The sequence below is a fragment of the Periweissella ghanensis genome, assembly GCF_918814755.1.
GTDB lineage: Bacteria > Bacillota > Bacilli > Lactobacillales > Lactobacillaceae > Periweissella > Periweissella ghanensis.
This window is the reverse complement of the sequence record NZ_CAKKNT010000010.1, coordinates 21901-39831: the sequence shown is the minus strand read 5'-3', so window position 1 is coordinate 39831 and position 17931 is coordinate 21901. Positions and strand designations below refer to the sequence as shown.

Sequence of the window (17931 nt, the reverse complement as noted above, 5' to 3'; positions counted from 1 at the left end):
ATGAAACACAAGGATAAAAGTTGATTTACTTGCCCCTGTAATGTTATTAAGCGGCAAAAAATGCTAAAATATTAAGGACAATAACAAAAGAAAAGGGCAAATAGCATGGCAAAAACTGCAAAAGAAACTCCGATGATGCAGCAATATAATGCAATCAAAGCACAATATCCGGATGCATTTTTATTTTATCGACTTGGTGATTTTTACGAGTTGTTTAATGATGATGCGATTAAAGGGGCCCAAATTTTAGAATTAACGCTAACGACGCGAAATAAAAATGCGGATAATCCGATTCCAATGTGTGGGGTTCCGCACCACGCGGCCCAAAATTATATCGATATCTTAGTGGATAAAGGGTACAAAGTAGCTATCGTTGAACAGATGGAAGACCCGAAACAAGCCGAGGGGATGGTTAAACGTGACGTTGTTCAATTAGTGACGCCCGGAACCAAATTTGGAACCCAAGCGGATGCTAAAGAAAATAACTATATTACGGCGTTAACCCACACTCAAACGCATTATGGGTTAGCCTATGCTGATTTATCAACTGGGGAAGAAAAAGTAACGACCTTAATGGAAAGCGAAGAGGTCTTTAACGAAATCCTTAATCTCCAAACTAAAGAAGTGGTTGTTGATACCAGTGTTGAAGCAGCTATTACGGAAAAACTTACTAAGCTTGGAATTTTAGTGTCTCAACAACCAAATACGCCAACGCAAGCGGAAGTGAGCTTTTTAACGCAAACCCTAACCGATGCCACCCAGCAATTAGTTGCTAGTAATTTAGTTGGCTATTTAACGCTGACGCAAAAACGGTCCTTAGCGCACTTACAAGAATTTGTGGCCTATGAACCAATGCGTTTTTTGAAAATGGATCACAATAGTCGTTATAACTTAGAATTAACGCAAAACATTCGGACCGGTAAGAAACAAGGGACTTTATTATGGTTACTTGATGAAACGAAGACCGCCATGGGTGGCCGGATGTTGAAGCAATGGCTTGATCGGCCACTATTAACCCAAAGTACAATTATTAACCGCCAAACAATTGTAGCCGGCTTATTAGAAAATTATTTTGAACGCACCGCGATTCAAGATGATTTAGTGAAGGTCTATGATTTAGAACGTTTAGTTGGTCGCGTTGCTTTTGGTTCCGTTAATGGACGTGATTTAATTCAATTAAAAACTAGTTTAGAGCAAGTCCCTAAATTACGGGCTACACTCAAGACTTTACCAGGGGATGTTTTCGGTCCCTTAGTTGAACTTCTTGATCCGGTACGTGAAGTAACGGAACTAATTACCGTCGCCATCAATGATGAGGCGCCACTATCAATTACTGAAGGTGGCGTTATCGCGGATGGTTATTCAAACCAACTTGATCAATATCGAGATGTGATGAAGAATGGAAAGCAATGGTTAGCCCAACTAGAAGCTCGTGAACGTGAAGTAACGGGTATTAATGGGTTAAAAATTGGCTATAACCGCGTTTTTGGTTATTTTATTGAAGTTACTAAGGCCAATATTGCTAAGCTTGACCCAGAACGTTATGAACGCAAACAAACATTAACGAATGCTGAACGGTTTAGTACGCCCGAATTAAAAGAACGTGAAGCTTTAATTTTAGAAGCCCAAGATAAATCAACCGAGTTAGAGTACCAATTATTTGTTGAGATTCGGGAAGTTATCAAAACAATGATTGGGCGCCTTCAAGCATTAGCCCAAGCGATTGCTGAGTTAGATGTTTTACAAAGCTTTGCGGTGGTTGCCGAAACTTATCATTTCGTGCAGCCAACATTTACCAACGATGCTAATTTAGCCATCGTCGACGGCCGCCACCCGGTTGTCGAAAAAGTATTAGGGCGGCAAGCATACGTGCCAAATGACATTAAAATGAATCCGGATAATAGTATTATGCTTATTACGGGACCGAATATGTCTGGTAAATCAACTTATATGCGGCAATTGGCGTTAATTGTGATTTTGGCGCAAGTTGGTTCGTTTGTACCAGCGACCTCGGCAGCATTACCAATTTTTGATCAAATTTTCACGCGCATTGGGGCCGCAGATGATTTAATTTCGGGTGATTCAACCTTTATGGTTGAGATGGGCGAAGCCAATAACGCCTTGAAGCATGCCACGCCCGCTTCTTTAATTTTATTTGATGAACTTGGTCGTGGGACAGCGACTTATGATGGGATGGCCCTTGCCCAAGCCATTATTGAATATGTCCATCAAAATGTGCACGCAAAGACGTTGTTTAGTACGCACTATCATGAATTAACCGCGTTGGCCGATGAACTACCAGGTTTGAAAAATATGCACGTGGGGGCGATTGAACAAGATGGTGATTTAGTGTTTGTGCATAAAATGGAAGAAGGTCCGGCCGACCAAAGTTATGGGATTAACGTTGCTAAATTAGCAGGCATGCCGGCACCACTCTTAGCCCGCGCCGAAGTCATCTTAAATCATTTAGAACAACAAGGTTCAGCGACAACATTGATGAAAGTAGTCGCCGATGAACCTAGCGTACCAGTAGTTCCACCGGTGGCCGAAGTCGTTGCAGTACCGCAACCAGAGGCCAATGTTGATGATGAACAATTAGATTTATTTGCGCAACCGGCGCTAGATCCACAACAACAAGCTATTTTGGATGAACTTAAAGGGCTGAATTTAGCGATGATGACGCCCCTTGATGCGTTGAATAAACTATTTGCGCTCCAACAAAAACTTTAATTAGCAGGAGGATGTATGGCTAAAATACACGAATTATCAGTTAACCTGGCAAACCAAATTGCGGCCGGGGAAGTAATTGAACGGCCCGCATCCGTGGTTAAAGAATTACTTGAAAATGCGCTTGATGCTCATGCTACGCAGATTGATATTTTAATTGAAGCTGCCGGGACGAAGTTAATTGAAATTATTGATAATGGCGATGGGATTGATGACGAGGATGTTGAGGTGGCTTTTCGGCGCCATGCAACTTCAAAAATTAATGACCGGCAAGATTTATTTAAAATCCGAACCCTCGGCTTTCGCGGTGAAGCGTTACCAAGTATTGCTTCAATTGCCGACGTTGAATTAACGACTAGTACGGGCCAACAAGCAGGGACGGCGATGCATATTAAAGGTGGTGAAGTATTAGCGAAAACTGCTGCCAGTGCTCGTAAAGGAACGCGGATTAAAGTAACTGAATTATTTTTTAATACACCCGCGCGTTTGAAATATTTAAAATCACAACAAACGGAATTGGCGAAAATTGTTGATATTGTTAATCGCTTAGCCTTGAGTTATCCAGCCGTGACGTTTCATTTAGTGCACAATGATAAACAAATTTTACGCACAGCCGGTAATGGGGATGTTAAGCGAGTAATTGCGGAAATCTACGGGCCAACGACGGCGCAAAAGATGGTGCCAATTACGACTACGGATAATGATTTTGAAGTGACGGGGTTTGTATCAGTGCCGGCGTTAACGCGAGCATCGCGGGATTATATTTCGGTCTTAATTAATGGCCGGTATATTAAAAACTTCCAAATCACTAAAGCCATTATTAAAGGGTATGGGAGTAAATTAATGGTTGGCCGGTATCCATTTGCCGTTATTAATATCCAAATGGATCCGTTATTAGTCGACGTTAACGTGCACCCAACGAAGCAAGAGGTGCGTTTGAGTCAAGAAGATAGCTTAGTGACATTAATTACACAAGCGATTCAACACGTCTTTACGCAAATGAGTTTGATTCCAGATGGGTACCAGAATTTAACTAGTACAGCCGAGCAACCGCTTAAAGAAGCGGATTCAGTAAGTACATCGAGTCCCTTGATGGGATTAGATTTTATTAATCAGTTAAATCAAACGTCGATGAAATATCAATTAGAAGACCGTTCCGTGGTAGTTACTGAAGAACTACCAACGGTGAGTGCGCCAACGATTGAAGACGACGATATCCCTAAAGCTCCCCCAGTAGTAGTTCCTAAGGCACCAGTTATGCCGATTAATGTTTTAACGAAAGCGGATTTAACGACGCCAGCCGTGCAAACGTTTCAAGCCAAATATGCTGAGGAAGCCGTTGATCATTTTATTGAAGTTCCCGTTACAATGCCAAGTAAAAATGAGCAAACAACGTTAAGTGTGGCGCCGATTAATGATGAACCGGTGGTTGAAATGTCAGCTAATCCGTGGCCAGAATTACGCTACATGGGTCAAATGTTTGGCACGTTTTTATTCGCAGAAGGCCCCCAAGGCTTGTATTTGATTGATCAACATGCCGCCCAAGAACGAATTAATTACGAATACTATCGTGAAGAAATTGGGCATGTTGGCACGGCCAAGCAACAATTATTAATTCCGTTAGTCTTAGACTATCCGTTAGTTGATGCCGTTAAAATTACGGATAAATTAGCCATCTTACAGACGGTCGGGTTAGATTTAGAACCGTTTGGGGATAATAGTTTTATCTTGCATCACCATCCAACGTGGTTTGTACCGGAACAAGTTGAAGCGACAACGCGTGAAATGATTGATTGGGTTTTACGGGAAGGGCAAATTACAACGGCTGAATTTCGCGAAAAAACCGCGATTATGATGAGTTGTAAACGGGCTATTAAAGCCAATCAACATTTAAGTGAGCTAGAAGCTAAAGAATTAATCAAGCACTTGGGGATGACTAAGAATCCGTATAATTGTCCCCATGGTCGGCCAGTCTTAGTAACGTTATCGTTAACAGATATGGAAAAAATGTTTAAACGGATTCAAGATGCGCATGGCTCTTGGATCGATTATGATGGTCATCCTTATTAAAATGGACCACAGAAAGACGATGGTTTTACTAGATGTATGAATATTTAACTGGTAAGGTGACGCTTATTTACCCAACGCATATCGTGGTGGAAGTCGCTGGGATGGGTTATAAGTTGTTAACGGCTAACCCGTTTGTTTACCAAGAAGGTCAAAGTGTGACCATTTATGTTGAGCAAATCGTCCGTGAAAATGAAATTTCATTATACGGCTTTGCTGATATGACCGCAAAGATGCTTTTTAATAAGTTATTGAGTGTGTCAGGAATTGGTCCTAAATCCGCGCTAGCTATTTTAGCTAATGCTGATCAAAGCGCCTTAATTGGGGCGGTTGAAAGTCAAAATGTGGAATATTTAGTTAAGTTCCCTGGGATTGGTAAAAAGACGGCCCAACAAATTGTGTTGGATTTAAAAGGCAAGTTAGCAGATATTCCAGGGGTGGCATTAGATTTATTTAATGAACCAGTCGCCGTTGCGAGTGTTAACAAAGATTTAACCGATGCGATTTTAGCTTTAGAATCATTAGGTTATGGTAAAACCGATATTAAACGTGTTGAAAAGCAACTGGCCAAAGAAGCCCCAACGGATACACAAACATACTTGAGTTTGGGCTTAAAATATTTAATGGGTTAGAGCAAACTGAAAGGAGGCTACGATGGCAGAATTTGACGAACAAATCTACCAACAAGATGTGCAAGATGATCAAGAAAATTCACTTGAAAAATCATTGCGCCCCCAAAAATTTGCCGAATATATTGGCCAAGAAGCGGTCAAAAATGAACTGCAAGTCTATATTAAAGCAGCCCGAAGTCGGGAAGAAGCGCTGGATCATGTCCTATTGTATGGTCCGCCAGGGTTAGGGAAAACCACCTTAGCGATGGTAATTGCTAATGAAATGCAAGTTGGTTTAAAAACGACTTCCGGCCCAGCCATTGAAAAGACCGGTGATTTATTAGCGTTATTAAATGAATTACAACCGGGCGACATTTTATTTATTGATGAAATTCACCGCTTACCAACGGCGGTTGAAGAAATGCTCTATTCAGCGATGGAAGATTATTTTGTCGATATTGTGATTGGGCAAGGGCCAACCGCGCATCCGGTCCATTTCCCGTTACCCCCATTTACGTTAATTGGTGCAACCACTAGGGCGGGGATGTTATCAGCCCCATTGCGTGATCGCTTTGGGATTGTTGAACACATGAGTTACTATAATGTCGCGGAACTAGAAGAAATTGTGAAGCGCACGGCGGATATTTTCCATAGTTCGATTGCCGCTTCTGGGGCGCATGAGATTGGGCGCCGTTCTCGGGGGACGCCACGGATTGCCAATCGCCTACTCAAGCGCGTGCGGGATTTTGCATTAGTGGCTGGCAAGGACGCGATTGATGTTGAAATTGTTAATTATGCCTTGCAAATTTTAAACGTTGACCAAATGGGCTTAGACCAAACCGATATTAAGTTATTAACGACCATGATTACCCAATATAGTGGTGGTCCGGTCGGGATTGGCGCTTTAGCGGCTAATATTGGTGAAGAAGTTGAAACTTTAGAATCAATGTATGAACCGTACTTACTCCAAATTGGCTTTGTGCAACGCACGCCACGGGGCCGCGTTGCCACAGTTAAGGCATACGATCATTTAGGATATATAATGCCAACAGAAAGCTAAGTTCGCGATTATTGAATGTAAGGTACCAAATTAGTGTAATGTACGCTACAATAAACTTAATGTTTTTTTAAAACTAGGACAAAGGAGTATTACAAATGGGATTATTTAACATTGTTATTTTAGTTGTATTAATTGGGGGGATGTTGCTCATGACAACCCGCTCACAAAAAAAGCAACGTGATATGCGTAATGATATGATGTCAAAACTTCAAAAGGGTGCACACATCGTTACAATCGGTCGGTTGCACGGGATTATTGATTCAATCAACGAAGCTGACAAGACGGTTACGTTAGACTGTGATGGTATTTTCTTAGTATTTGATATGGATGCAATTGCTAAAGTGATTGATCAACCAACTACGGCCGCTCCAGTAGCTGAACCAATGGCAACTGATGCCGCGACTGAAAAACCTGCCGCTTCTGAAGCAATGCCAGCCGAACCTAAGGCGGTTGAAGAACCAACTATGGCTGCAGCACCAACTGAAGCCAAAGATGGCGCCGCTGACAAATAATTATTTTTATATTTAAATAGTTAACAAAGAAATCCTTATGGTGCCTGCACCATAAGGATTTCTTTGTTAGGATATTATAAAATATAGGTAAGTGATTTAAAAAAGGAGGGGCCAATGCGTAAGATAATTCATGTTGATATGGATGCTTTTTATGCGCAAGTTGAAATGCGTGATAATCCTACTTTACGTCAAGTACCGCTGATTTTAGCTAAAGATCCAGCTAAAACCGGTGGTCATGGTGTGGTTGCAACTGCCAATTATGTGGCCCGCCAATTAGGGATTCATTCCGCGATGAGTGCAATGGAAGCTAAAAAATTAGCGCCAAAAGGGGTCTTTTTAACACCTAATTTTACCAAGTATAAAGAAGTCTCAGCCCAAGTTCATGCTATTTTTCATGAATATACCGAGATGATTGAACCAATTGCGTTTGATGAAGCGTATTTAGATGTGACGGAAAATAAACTTGGTATTGATGATCCGGTGATTTTGGCTCATCGGATGCAACAAGAAATCTGGGAACGCCTACATTTAACTTGTTCGACTGGAATTAGCTACAACAAATTTATTGCCAAGTTAGCTTCCGAATACAATAAACCAGTTGGAGTGACCATTGTGCGCCAAGAAGATGCCGTTGATTTTTTAACCCACCAACCAATCGGGGCGTTTCGCGGGATTGGTAAAAAAACACTCCCACAAATGGAAGCTTTGGATATTTTAACTGGCGCGGATTTGTATCAACAAACGGAAAGTTTTTTAATTCAGCATTTTGGTAAATTGGGCTATGATTTGTATCGGCGGGTACGCGGGATTGATGATCGACCGGTGCAATGGCAACAAGAACGTAAATCAATTGGTAAAGAGTCAACGTATTTACCACCGTTAGAATTACCGGCCCAAATTAAGAAAGCCTTAACGAGTTTGGCCACGGATTTAGTTAAGGCCATGCAACGTAATCAACGCCACGGGCGCACGCTTGTGTTAAAAATTCGCTATAGTGATTTTACAACGTTAACTAAGCGCGTGACGCAAACTGATTTTTATCCGAATGAAATTACACCAATTGTGCAAGTTGCGGAAGAAATTATTGCCAGCCTGCCACCTACGACCCAAGCGATTCGCCTACTCGGGGTGACCTTAACGAGTTTGGCCCCAATTACATTTGAAAATATTAATTTACCACTTTTTGAATAATTAACGGTAAAAATAAGGTATACTAAAATGTTAGGTAAATTTTAGAGATTACGTATTATTCAGATAATAAAAAAATGAAAAGAGTAGATGCATGACGATTCAAGAGCAAATTATTGCCAAAATTGAGGAATATGACACGATTATTATTCATCGCCACCAACGGCCTGATCCAGATGCCTTTGGGTCCCAAGCCGGGTTGGCTGAAATTATTCGTAATTCATATCCAGAGAAGCATGTGCATATTGTGGGTAAGACAGTGCCAGGGTTAGCTTGGATTGCTGAAATGGAAACAATTGCGGATGCAAGCTATGAAAATGCCTTAGTTATTGTGACAGATACCGCCAATGCACCGCGGATCGATGATCAACGCTACCCAACTGGGAAAGAAATGATCAAAATTGATCACCACCCCAATGATGAACCTTATGGTGATTTACAATGGGTGGTTGCCGGGGCTAGTTCAACATCGAGTTTAATTTATGAACTCGCTGAGCACTCACGTGGTAAAATGACGTTGAATGCAGAGGCCGCTCGGGTATTATACGCCGGTATTGTCGGTGATACTGGTCGCTTCTTGTATTCAGTTGATAGTGAAACCATGCGCGTTGTTTCGGAATTGTTCAAATTTGATTTTGATATTATCAAAGTTAATCAAAAAATGGACGCAATTAGTCCTGAAGCTGCTAAGTTATCAGGCTACGTATTGCAAAACCTAAATATTGTTGAAAATGGCCTTGCTTACATGGTCTTAAGCAATGAACTTGTTAATTCATTTGAGCTTGGCGAAAGTGGAACAGCCTTTGTTGTGCCCTTACCAGGTCGCATTGATACTGTCCGAACATGGGCGGTCTTTGAAGAACAAGATGACCATAGTTACCGTGTGCGTTTACGCTCAAAAGATATGGTAATTAACACGGTTGCGCGTAATCATGATGGTGGTGGACACCCATTAGCATCGGGGGCTAAAGCGCGTGATATGGACGAGGTCAATGATATTATTGATGAATTAGCCCGCGCCCTTAAGCGATACAATGATCGTTTAATATAGAAAGGATTTATTTAATGACGAAACAATTTACTGATTTTAATTTAAAACCAGCAATTATGGACGCCTTAGCGGAAATTAACTTTAACACACCAACAGCCGTGCAAGAACGCTTAATTCCAACGGTTATTAGTGGTCGCTCCGTAGTTGGTCAATCACAAACTGGTTCCGGAAAAACGCACACGTTCTTATTGCCAATTTTCCAAAACTTGGATGTTAATTTCAATCAAGTACAAGCCGTAATTACGACGCCTTCACGGGAATTAGCCCAACAAATTTATAATGCCGCTAAACAAATTGCGAAGCACTTTGATGCTGAAATTCGAATTGCTAACTATGTTGGTGGGACTGACAAAGAACGCCAATTAAAACAATTAGCAACCGCCCAACCCCACATCGTGATTGGAACACCTGGCCGGATTGCGGATTTATTAAAGGCCCAAGCCCTTGATGTCCACTTCAGTAAGACTTTGGTGGTCGATGAAGCTGATATGACGCTTGATTTAGGGTTCTTGCCGGAAGTTGATGCTGTCGCGGGGGCAATGCCTGAAGACTTACAAATGTTGGTCTTTTCAGCAACAATTCCGCAAAAGTTACAACCATTCTTACGTAAATACTTAAGCAATCCCGTTGTTGAAGAAATTCCAGTAACTACGGTAATTTCTCCAACGATTGAAAACTGGTTGATTTCAACTAAGAGTGCTTCAAAAAATGAAGTTATCTTAAAATTATTGACGCTTGGCCAACCATACTTAGCTTTAATCTTTACTAATACTAAGGAACGCGCCGATGAATTAAGTCACTTCTTACGTGGTCAAAACTTAAAAGTTGCGACGGTCCACGGTGGAATTGCCCCACGTGAACGTAAGCGGGTGATGAAGCAAGTGCAAAACCTTGACTTCCAGTATGTGGTTGCCACTGATTTGGCTGCTCGTGGGATTGATATCGAAGGGGTATCACACGTAATTAACGATGATATTCCAGCTGATTTAGACTTCTTTATCCACCGGGTTGGTCGGACTGGTCGTAACGGAATGAGCGGAATTGCGATTACGTTATACACGCCTGATAATGATGATCAAGTTGCTGAATTAGAAAACCTTGGGGTTAAATTCCAACCAAAAGCGATTAAGGGTGACCACATTGTTGATACGTTTGACCGTAAGCGTCGTGAAAAACGTAATAAGACCCAAAAGAAGCTTGATCCAACGATGATTGGTTTAATCAAGAAAAAGAAAAAGAAGATTAAGCCTGGTTACAAACACCAAATCAATCAAGCCATTAAGCGTAAAGCACAAATGGATCGTCGGATTGAACAACGGATGGAACAACGGGCCACACGGAAAGCTAACAAGGTGGCGGCTGATAAGGCCCGTGGTAAATAATTTTACTTGTCGAATAGGATTTTGACTGGTAAAATAGGAAAGAATTACGTATTTTAAGGAGATAATTACAATGGCAATTACACCAAACGATTTAAAAACTGGTTTGACTATTGAATACAACAACGCTATCTGGCGTGTGCTTGAATTCCAACACGTTAAACCTGGTAAAGGTTCAGCCTTCGTACGTTCAAAGTTGAAGAACTTGCGTACTGGTGCAGTTAACGAAATCACTTTCAGTAACACTTCTGAAAAATTAGTTCCTGCTGAAATCTTGACACAAAAAGCTACTTACTTGTACGCTGAAGGTGACCAACACGTCTTCATGAACGTTGAAACTTACGACCAATTTAACTTGAACGAAGAAAACATCAAAGATGCTTTGAAGTTCATGCTTGAAGGTATGGAAGTTTCTGTTACTACTTTTGGTAACGAAGTTCTTGGTGTTGAAGTTCCTAAGGTTGTTACACTTGAAGTTAAGGAAACTCAACCTGCTATCAAGGGTGCTACTGCCAATGGTGGTGGTAAGCCAGCAACTATGGAAACTGGTTTAGTTATCCAAGTGCCTGACTTTATCAATGCTGGTGACAAGCTTGTTATCAACACTGATGATAACGGTACTTACAAATCACGTGCCTAATTTTTAACAATTTAAAAAGTCTCTCGTGAAAGCGAGGGGCTTTTTTGATATAATTAAACCTGTATATTTAGACTAGTTAAACTAGTAATCCATGGAGGAGACTGAAATGGCAGAAGAGACAAATATTACACTTGCAAATGACGGTAAGGTTTTAGGACACACTGAGGTAAATCCGAGTGTCTTAGAAGTAATTGCCGGAATTGCCGCAAGTGAAATCGACGGTGTTATTAAAATGCAAAGTTCAATTGGAAACCAAGTATCGGAATTATTTGGCCGCGTTGAACATGGTAAAGGCGTTAAAGTAAGCATGAACGATGATGTTATTATCTTCGACGTTTATGTCTATCTTGAATATGGGGTCAGTGTGCCAAAGGTGAGCTTGAAGTTACAAGAACACATCAAATCACAAATTAGTGCCATGACCGATTTAACAGTAGCAGAAATTAATATCCACGTTGAAGGTATTGTGCCCCAAAAGGCTGACCAACAATTGGATCCCAATAATTTATTTGGGGATGATGAAGAAGAAAAAGGTGAATAATTGTGACTATTAGTCGACATCAAATACGTGAAAAAGCATTCCAGACTCTCTTTGCATTGGCTGGTAATCCTGAAGCTGATCTTGATACCCTTTACGAAGATGTATTAGAAGATATTGAACCAACCCCAGCGGTCCCAGATTACTTGAAAGAATTAGTAACTGGTGTTTTAAGCCAACGTGAAGTGCTTGAACAAGATATTACGCCATTACTTGCTAATGGCTGGACTTTTGATCGTTTGGCCCGTGCCGACCGGATTATTTTGGAATTGGCCATTTTTGAACACAAGTACGTTAGTGCTGAAGAAGCCGTTCCAAGTAAAGTTGTGATTGATGAAGCCTTAAACTTAGCCAAAACTTTCAGTGATGAACGTTCACGGAAGTTTATTAATGGTGTTTTAGACCACGCTTTTAAACAACAATAAGAAAATATTTTAACTAAAAAACGACGTCGCAAATTTGCCCGTCGTTTTTTAGAACATATTATTAGGAGAACAAACATGGAAGCATTGAAACATAAAATTATTGAAGCCGGCCGCGTATTACCAGAGAATGTTTTAAAGGTTGATTCATTTATCAACCAACAAATTGATGTTGAATTAATGACAGCGATTGGACAAGAATTTGCGAAACGGTTTGCTGATCAAAAAATTGATCGCATTTTAACGATTGAATCTTCAGGCATTGCCCCAGCCATTATGGTGGCCCAAGCGATGCACGTGCCGTTAGTATTTGCTCGTAAACGTAAGTCGTTGACGTTATCAGCTGATATTTATGCTACCAAGTTATTCTCATATACAACGCAACAATACACGGATGTGATGGTTGATAAGCGCTTTATTCAACCCGGTGAAAATGTCTTAGTAATTGATGATTTCTTAGCGAATGGGCAAGCGGTTGAAGGCTTAATTGATATTTTAAATCAAGCCCAAGCAACTTTAGCCGGGGTGGGCATTGTGATTGAGAAAAGTTTTCAACCAGGGCGCCAAACAATTGAAGCCCAAGGGTTCCGTGTGGAATCATTAGTAAAAATTGCTAGCCTTGATGATAACCAAGTTCAGTTCGCTGATTAAATATCGTATAATTTGTAAAAAGTTACCCAATAATTAGATTTATATAAAGGAATCGCTTACATTCTAAGTAATCAAGTGTATAATTGAGCTAGATTCAAACTACTTAAGGAGTGTAAGCCTATGCAAGAATATAAGAACATTTTAGCACCAGTTGACGGATCAAAAATTACGGAAAAAGTTTTAGCAACCGCCATTCAAGTCGCTAAGCGGAATAATACGCGCTTAGATATTTTAAACGTGTTAGAAATTAACCAATTTGCGGATGGTTACGGTGGGGCAGTTTCTGGTGACGTTGTTTATCGAATGGTTGATGAAGTTGAAAAACGCTTAAAAGTTTATCAACAACAAGCCCTTGATGCAGGTGTTAAAGACGTGGAAATTCACGTTCGTTTTGGTAATCCTAAAGAAGTCCTTGCCAAAGACTTTCCGGCCGATCATGAGACTGGTTTGATTGTCATGGGAACTACGGGGATGAATGCCGTTGAACGTCTCGTAGTTGGCTCAGTAACTAATTTTGTGACCCGTACAGCACCTTGCGATGTGATTATTGTTAAATAAATTAAATTATTCGGGAGATTAACTAGTATGTTTTACTATGTAATGCCAAGCGATGATATTCGCCGTAATTTAGCGACTGAAGAATATTTGATGTACAATCGTGAATTTGATGAACCATTGGTGCTTTTTTACTATGAAAAGCCTTCAATCATTGTTGGGCGTAACCAAAACACCCAAGAAGAAGTTAACCAAAAATTCATTGATGATAACAAAATTGTTGTAACTCGCCGCCGAAGTGGTGGCGGAGCAGTTTACCATGATTTAGGTAATTTATGTTTTAGTTTCGTACTAGACACCAAAAATGCTGAATTTGGTGACTTTAAAACGTTTGTCTCACCAATTATTAATGCGCTTCATGAAATGGGCGCCACGACGGCTGAAGTTTCTGGTCGAAATGATATGATTGTTGATGGTAAGAAATTCTCTGGTAGTGCCATGTTTAAGCATGGTTCTAAAATTTACGCCCATGGAACATTGATGTTAGATGTTGATTTGGACGTGGTTACGAAAGCGTTAAACGTACCCGCGGATAAGATTGCTTCAAAAGGCATCAAATCAGTTCGATCACGAGTTACGAATTTAAAGCCCTACTTAGCTGAACAGTATCAAGATTTAGATGTTGAAGGTTTCCGGGATGCTTTATTAAAGCACTTGTTTGCCGTTGATGATTTAGCTGATATCAAAGATAAAGAAGTTAAAATTTCAGCCGCTGAAGAAGCTAAAATTGAAGAAATCTATGAAAATGTTTATAACAACTGGGATTGGGTATATGGAACATCACCTGCATTTACCGTTCAAAAACGTCAACATTTCACGGCAGGGACAATTGATGCCCGTTTGGATGTAAAAGATGGTATTATTGATAAAGTTACTTTTTATGGTGACTTCTTTGGGACGAGTGATGTTTCAGAACTTGAAGCCAAATTTGTTGGTATTAAGTATAACCGTGAAGAATTAGCAAAGGTTCTTGCTAATGTTGAGTTAGGAAATTACTTCCTTGGAATTGATCACGCCCAAATTTTAGATTTATTAGCATAATTTAAATTTGAGGTAGATATGGTAAGCAAAGTAAAACAAGTCGTGGGATATGGTATTTTAAACTTTATTTTATTTACCATCGTTAGTTTAATTTTTTCGGTTAAGGGTCACCCGGAATGGCATTCTTTACTAACCGTTTTTGCAATTATGATAATCGCCGCCGCTTTGATTTATCGTAAGCACCCAATGGCGATTTATTTAATGGCGTTAGCAATGTTATTTGTCGGGATTACAATTGTAACGGCACTGGTTCAGTTAGTCATCGGTAAAATAGCATTACATGGTGTGATGCTTGGCATAGGCTGGGTGATAGTGTTACTTAATCTAATCGCCTTTGGCTTGTGGATTAAAGCCGCTGTTCAATATCGGCGTGGTGCTGGGATATACTTTCGGAAATAAAAGGATTAAATGATGGAAATTTTAGGTAGTGAATTTTTAGAAGTTGTCAAAGACCAACAAGTACTGGAAGTAAATGAAAGTCTTGTTAATCTCAACGAACTTGATTTTACAGCGGCCTTTGCCGATTTAGATCAAAATATTGCGCACCAAAAGGTAAGCCGGGTAGCGATTGCGGTGACAGAATTAGTTGAAGGTGAACCATTAACGTTTAGTTTAGAAACGTCCGCCATTAACTTACCAGTGCGGTATGTAAATGCGTTGACCAAATTAATTGATGAAGAAACGTTGTATCCAGTTAACATCTACATGATTATTGAACACCCAATGGTTTCTCAATCAAGCTTGTTTATCCAAAAAGCCGCTTCAGTGGCAGATTATTTGGATGATCCAGCGAGTGTTCAAAAGCGGATTACAGCATTCTTTACTGATCAAGTAGCGTTAATTAAAGCGGGCGGCTGGGAAAGCTTGCTTGCACCGGTTGAAGAAGAAACCGTTATTGAACCAACTGAATAATTGACAATATAAGCAAGAAACCTGCTAGACAATAGGGGCTTCTTGCTTTTTATGTATGCATAATAAATAAAATTAACAAAAAGGTCGTTGCATCTTAAAAATAATTCTGCTATAATAATTTCTAATGTAAATGTCCTTTAAAGGTCGACCAGAGAGTCACTAAGGTAAGTTCAAAATAGCAGTAGGGATACTGCCACTTTATTTAAGCTAACCTAAAAACTCTTTGGATATTCCAAAGAGTTTTTTTGTATTTACAGCACCCAATAAAATTTCATAACGTCTATTTAAGAAACTCCAGAGAGAGCACAATCAGGCAATTAATCGTTACGATGACAACAATCGGAAACTGCCCTCTCTTTGGAGAAGGCAGTTTTTTTTGAAAGGAAACCGACATGGTACAATTCGCAAATTTTTTAAATATTAATGATTTATCAGATAGTGAGTTACACGAATTACTTACAAGCGCTTATGCCTTCCGCGATGGTAAGCAAGTAACGTTAAAACGTCCTGTATTTACAGCCAACTTATTTTTTGAAAACAGTACACGGACACACAGCTCATTTCAAATGGCAGAACAACGTTTAGGCGTTAAGTTAATTGATATTAACCCATCAACAAGTTCAGTTACGAAAGGTGAGTCATTAGGGGATACATTAAAAACTTTGCAAGCAATTGGCGTTGACTTTGTGGTTATCCGCCACCGGTTAAACAACTGGTATGGTCCCATGGTTGAAGATACCAACATTGAATTGGGCCTTGTAAACGCTGGTGATGGGAGTGGTCAACACCCATCACAAAGCTTACTTGATTTAATGACAATCCATGATCAATTTAAAACTTTTGCCGGTTTAAATGTTGGGATTATCGGAGATATCGCACATTCACGGGTGGCCCGCTCAAATGCTGAAATTTTAAACCGTTTGGGAGCCAATGTTCTCTTCAGTGGGCCTAAAGAATGGTTCAATGAAGATTTTGCCGCTTTTGGTACGTATGTTGAAGTTGACGAATTATTGCCCAAATTAGATGTAGTAATGTTATTACGGGTGCAAACAGAACGGTTACAAAAAGATGATTTAAATGCCTTTACGGCGGTGGAATACCACCAACAATATGGCTTAAACAAAGCACGCTACGATGTGCTTAAAGACAATGCCATTATTATGCATCCAGCACCGGTTAATCGTGATGTTGAAATTTCATCAGAATTAGTTGAAGCACCAAAATCAAAAATTTTCACGCAAATGCACAATGGTGTTTTTGCCCGCATGGCAATTTTAAATGCGGTGTTAACAAGTAAAGGTTTAGTGGAGGAATAACATGCAACGCTTAATTAAAAATGGTCGCATCAATGGCCAAATCCAAGACATCTTGATTGAAGATGGCCGCGTCGTAGCAATTGCAGCCGACATTCAAGCACCAACTAGTGAAGTGTTTGATGCCCAAGGTAAAGATGTTTTACCAGGTCTCGTTGACGTACACGTCCATTTCCGGGAACCAGGATTTGAATATAAAGAAACGATTGCTTCTGGTAGTAAAGCTTCGGCCCATGGTGGTTTTACAACCGTAATTGCCATGCCTAACTTAAATCCAGTTCCAGATACAGCAGATAAGTTTGCGGAACAAATTAAGCGGAATGCGGAAAATTCAGTAATTAAAACATATCAGTTTGCCCCAATCTCAGGTGGTCTAATTGATGATCATGTTACAAATATGGCTGAAATTGCGCACCACCAACCAGCCGGCTTTACCAACGATGGTCATGGGGTGCAAACATCGATGACGATGCTCCAAGCAATGTGCCAAGCTAAAAACTTGAATTTGCCAATTGTTGCTCACATTGAAGATGACAGTCTAGTAAACGGTGGGGCAATGAACGCCGGGGCAGTTGCTGACCGTCTTGGCTTACCTGGGATGGAAAGCTTAAGCGAATCAACGCAATTAGCGCGTGATTTAGTCATGGTTAAACAAACGGGGGTGCATTATCATGTCGCTCATATTTCAACAAAAGAATCTGTTGAAATGGTGCGCCAAGCTAAGCGTGAAGGCTTGCATGTAACGGCAGAAGTATCACCACACCACGTCTTATTAGATGAAACGATGGTTGAATTTGATAACCCATTTATGAAAATGAATCCCCCATTGCGGGCAACGGCTGATCGCTTAGCATGTATTGCCGGTTTGATGGATGGCACAATTGACATGGTCGCAACTGACCATGCACCACACAGTGTTGAAGAAAAAAGTGGTTCAATGAAGACGGCCGCGTTTGGAATTGTCGGCATCGAAACATCACTAGCATTAATGTACACCCACTTTGTGAAGAGTGGCTTAGTAAACTTAGCAACGTTACTTGATTGGATGGCGGTTAAACCGGCCCAAGCATTTAACTTAGCGGCTGGTAAATTAGCAGTCGGGACAGCTGCTGATTTAACAATCGTCGATTTTGATGAAGAATATGAAATTAAAGCAGCTGATTTTATTTCAAAAGGTACCAACTCACCATTTCTTGGTGAAAAAGTATTCGGACAAGTATTAGCAACCTTTGTAGATGGACAAATGGTATACAGCAAATAGGAG

Annotated in this window: 18 protein-coding genes; all 18 read left to right on the top strand. The window is 40.4% G+C overall.

Features of this window, described 5'->3' with window-relative positions:
* The first annotated feature begins 105 nt into the window (after positions 1-105).
* Positions 106-2730: a DNA mismatch repair protein MutS gene (gene mutS, locus LQZ76_RS04755; RefSeq protein ID WP_230098624.1), complete on the top strand. Its 2625-nt coding sequence runs from the start codon at positions 106-108 to the stop codon at positions 2728-2730.
* 15 nt (positions 2731-2745) lie between these two features.
* Positions 2746-4797: a DNA mismatch repair endonuclease MutL gene (mutL, locus tag LQZ76_RS04750; RefSeq protein WP_230098623.1), complete on the top strand. Its 2052-nt coding sequence runs from the start codon at positions 2746-2748 to the stop codon at positions 4795-4797.
* A gap of 32 nt (positions 4798-4829) precedes the next feature.
* On the top strand, positions 4830-5426 hold the full coding sequence (ruvA, locus tag LQZ76_RS04745) for a Holliday junction branch migration protein RuvA (RefSeq protein WP_230098622.1): 597 nt from the start codon (positions 4830-4832) through the stop codon (positions 5424-5426).
* Positions 5427-5448: 22 nt separating this feature from the next.
* On the top strand, positions 5449-6465 hold the full coding sequence (ruvB, locus tag LQZ76_RS04740; RefSeq protein ID WP_230098621.1) for a Holliday junction branch migration DNA helicase RuvB: 1017 nt from the start codon (positions 5449-5451) through the stop codon (positions 6463-6465).
* A gap of 95 nt (positions 6466-6560) precedes the next feature.
* Complete coding sequence (gene yajC / locus LQZ76_RS04735; protein ID WP_230098620.1) at positions 6561-6977, top strand: preprotein translocase subunit YajC; 417 nt, start codon at positions 6561-6563, stop codon at positions 6975-6977.
* Positions 6978-7091: 114 nt separating this feature from the next.
* Positions 7092-8168 carry a DNA polymerase IV gene (gene dinB / locus LQZ76_RS04730; protein ID WP_230098619.1) on the top strand — a complete coding sequence of 359 codons (1077 nt, stop codon included), beginning with the start codon at positions 7092-7094 and terminating at the stop codon, positions 8166-8168.
* Positions 8169-8259: 91 nt separating this feature from the next.
* Entirely contained in the window at positions 8260-9216 is a 957-nt protein-coding gene (locus tag LQZ76_RS04725; protein ID WP_230098618.1) for a DHH family phosphoesterase, read from the top strand.
* Between the two features lie 14 nt (positions 9217-9230).
* Positions 9231-10598 carry a DEAD/DEAH box helicase gene (locus tag LQZ76_RS04720; RefSeq protein ID WP_230098617.1) on the top strand — a complete coding sequence of 456 codons (1368 nt, stop codon included), beginning with the start codon at positions 9231-9233 and terminating at the stop codon, positions 10596-10598.
* Positions 10599-10668: 70 nt separating this feature from the next.
* Complete coding sequence (gene efp / locus LQZ76_RS04715; protein ID WP_230098616.1) at positions 10669-11235, top strand: elongation factor P; 567 nt, start codon at positions 10669-10671, stop codon at positions 11233-11235.
* Positions 11236-11341: 106 nt separating this feature from the next.
* Positions 11342-11776 (top strand): Asp23/Gls24 family envelope stress response protein, encoded by a 435-nt coding sequence (locus LQZ76_RS04710; protein WP_230098615.1) that lies wholly within the window; start codon positions 11342-11344, stop codon positions 11774-11776.
* Between the two features lie 2 nt (positions 11777-11778).
* Positions 11779-12198, top strand: coding sequence for a transcription antitermination factor NusB (gene nusB / locus LQZ76_RS04705; RefSeq protein WP_230098614.1), 420 nt, complete (start codon positions 11779-11781; stop codon positions 12196-12198).
* A 75-nt stretch (positions 12199-12273) separates the two neighbouring features.
* The gene (locus tag LQZ76_RS04700; protein ID WP_230098613.1) at positions 12274-12846 is read left to right on the top strand and encodes a xanthine phosphoribosyltransferase; all 573 of its coding nucleotides are present in this window, start codon (positions 12274-12276) and stop codon (positions 12844-12846) included.
* A 120-nt stretch (positions 12847-12966) separates the two neighbouring features.
* On the top strand, positions 12967-13404 hold the full coding sequence (locus LQZ76_RS04695; RefSeq protein ID WP_230098612.1) for a universal stress protein: 438 nt from the start codon (positions 12967-12969) through the stop codon (positions 13402-13404).
* A 27-nt stretch (positions 13405-13431) separates the two neighbouring features.
* Entirely contained in the window at positions 13432-14442 is a 1011-nt protein-coding gene (gene lplA / locus LQZ76_RS04690; protein WP_230098611.1) for a lipoate--protein ligase, read from the top strand.
* A gap of 18 nt (positions 14443-14460) precedes the next feature.
* A complete protein-coding gene (locus LQZ76_RS04685) occupies positions 14461-14841 on the top strand; it encodes a hypothetical protein (protein WP_230098610.1) in 381 nt (126 codons plus the stop codon).
* Between the two features lie 9 nt (positions 14842-14850).
* On the top strand, positions 14851-15354 hold the full coding sequence (locus tag LQZ76_RS04680; RefSeq protein WP_230098609.1) for a hypothetical protein: 504 nt from the start codon (positions 14851-14853) through the stop codon (positions 15352-15354).
* A 392-nt stretch (positions 15355-15746) separates the two neighbouring features.
* Complete coding sequence (locus LQZ76_RS04675; protein WP_230098608.1) at positions 15747-16670, top strand: aspartate carbamoyltransferase catalytic subunit; 924 nt, start codon at positions 15747-15749, stop codon at positions 16668-16670.
* Between the two features lies 1 nt (position 16671).
* Positions 16672-17928 carry a dihydroorotase gene (locus tag LQZ76_RS04670; protein WP_230098607.1) on the top strand — a complete coding sequence of 419 codons (1257 nt, stop codon included), beginning with the start codon at positions 16672-16674 and terminating at the stop codon, positions 17926-17928.
* The last annotated feature ends 3 nt before the right edge of the window (positions 17929-17931 follow it).

Bases quoted from the DNA above. Each gene is read 5' to 3' on its own strand.
- mutS (WP_230098624.1), top strand. From the start codon at position 106: ATGGCAAAAACTGCAAAAGAAACTCCGATGATGCAGCAATATAATGCA.
- mutL (WP_230098623.1), top strand. From the start codon at position 2,746: ATGGCTAAAATACACGAATTATCAGTTAACCTGGCAAACCAAATTGCG.
- ruvA (WP_230098622.1), top strand. From the start codon at position 4,830: ATGTATGAATATTTAACTGGTAAGGTGACGCTTATTTACCCAACGCAT.
- ruvB (WP_230098621.1), top strand. From the start codon at position 5,449: ATGGCAGAATTTGACGAACAAATCTACCAACAAGATGTGCAAGATGAT.
- yajC (WP_230098620.1), top strand. From the start codon at position 6,561: ATGGGATTATTTAACATTGTTATTTTAGTTGTATTAATTGGGGGGATG.
- dinB (WP_230098619.1), top strand. From the start codon at position 7,092: ATGCGTAAGATAATTCATGTTGATATGGATGCTTTTTATGCGCAAGTT.
- LQZ76_RS04725 (WP_230098618.1), top strand. From the start codon at position 8,260: ATGACGATTCAAGAGCAAATTATTGCCAAAATTGAGGAATATGACACG.
- LQZ76_RS04720 (WP_230098617.1), top strand. From the start codon at position 9,231: ATGACGAAACAATTTACTGATTTTAATTTAAAACCAGCAATTATGGAC.
- efp (WP_230098616.1), top strand. From the start codon at position 10,669: ATGGCAATTACACCAAACGATTTAAAAACTGGTTTGACTATTGAATAC.
- LQZ76_RS04710 (WP_230098615.1), top strand. From the start codon at position 11,342: ATGGCAGAAGAGACAAATATTACACTTGCAAATGACGGTAAGGTTTTA.
- LQZ76_RS04700 (WP_230098613.1), top strand. From the start codon at position 12,274: ATGGAAGCATTGAAACATAAAATTATTGAAGCCGGCCGCGTATTACCA.
- LQZ76_RS04695 (WP_230098612.1), top strand. From the start codon at position 12,967: ATGCAAGAATATAAGAACATTTTAGCACCAGTTGACGGATCAAAAATT.
- lplA (WP_230098611.1), top strand. From the start codon at position 13,432: ATGTTTTACTATGTAATGCCAAGCGATGATATTCGCCGTAATTTAGCG.
- LQZ76_RS04685 (WP_230098610.1), top strand. From the start codon at position 14,461: ATGGTAAGCAAAGTAAAACAAGTCGTGGGATATGGTATTTTAAACTTT.
- LQZ76_RS04680 (WP_230098609.1), top strand. From the start codon at position 14,851: ATGATGGAAATTTTAGGTAGTGAATTTTTAGAAGTTGTCAAAGACCAA.
- LQZ76_RS04675 (WP_230098608.1), top strand. From the start codon at position 15,747: ATGGTACAATTCGCAAATTTTTTAAATATTAATGATTTATCAGATAGT.
- LQZ76_RS04670 (WP_230098607.1), top strand. From the start codon at position 16,672: ATGCAACGCTTAATTAAAAATGGTCGCATCAATGGCCAAATCCAAGAC.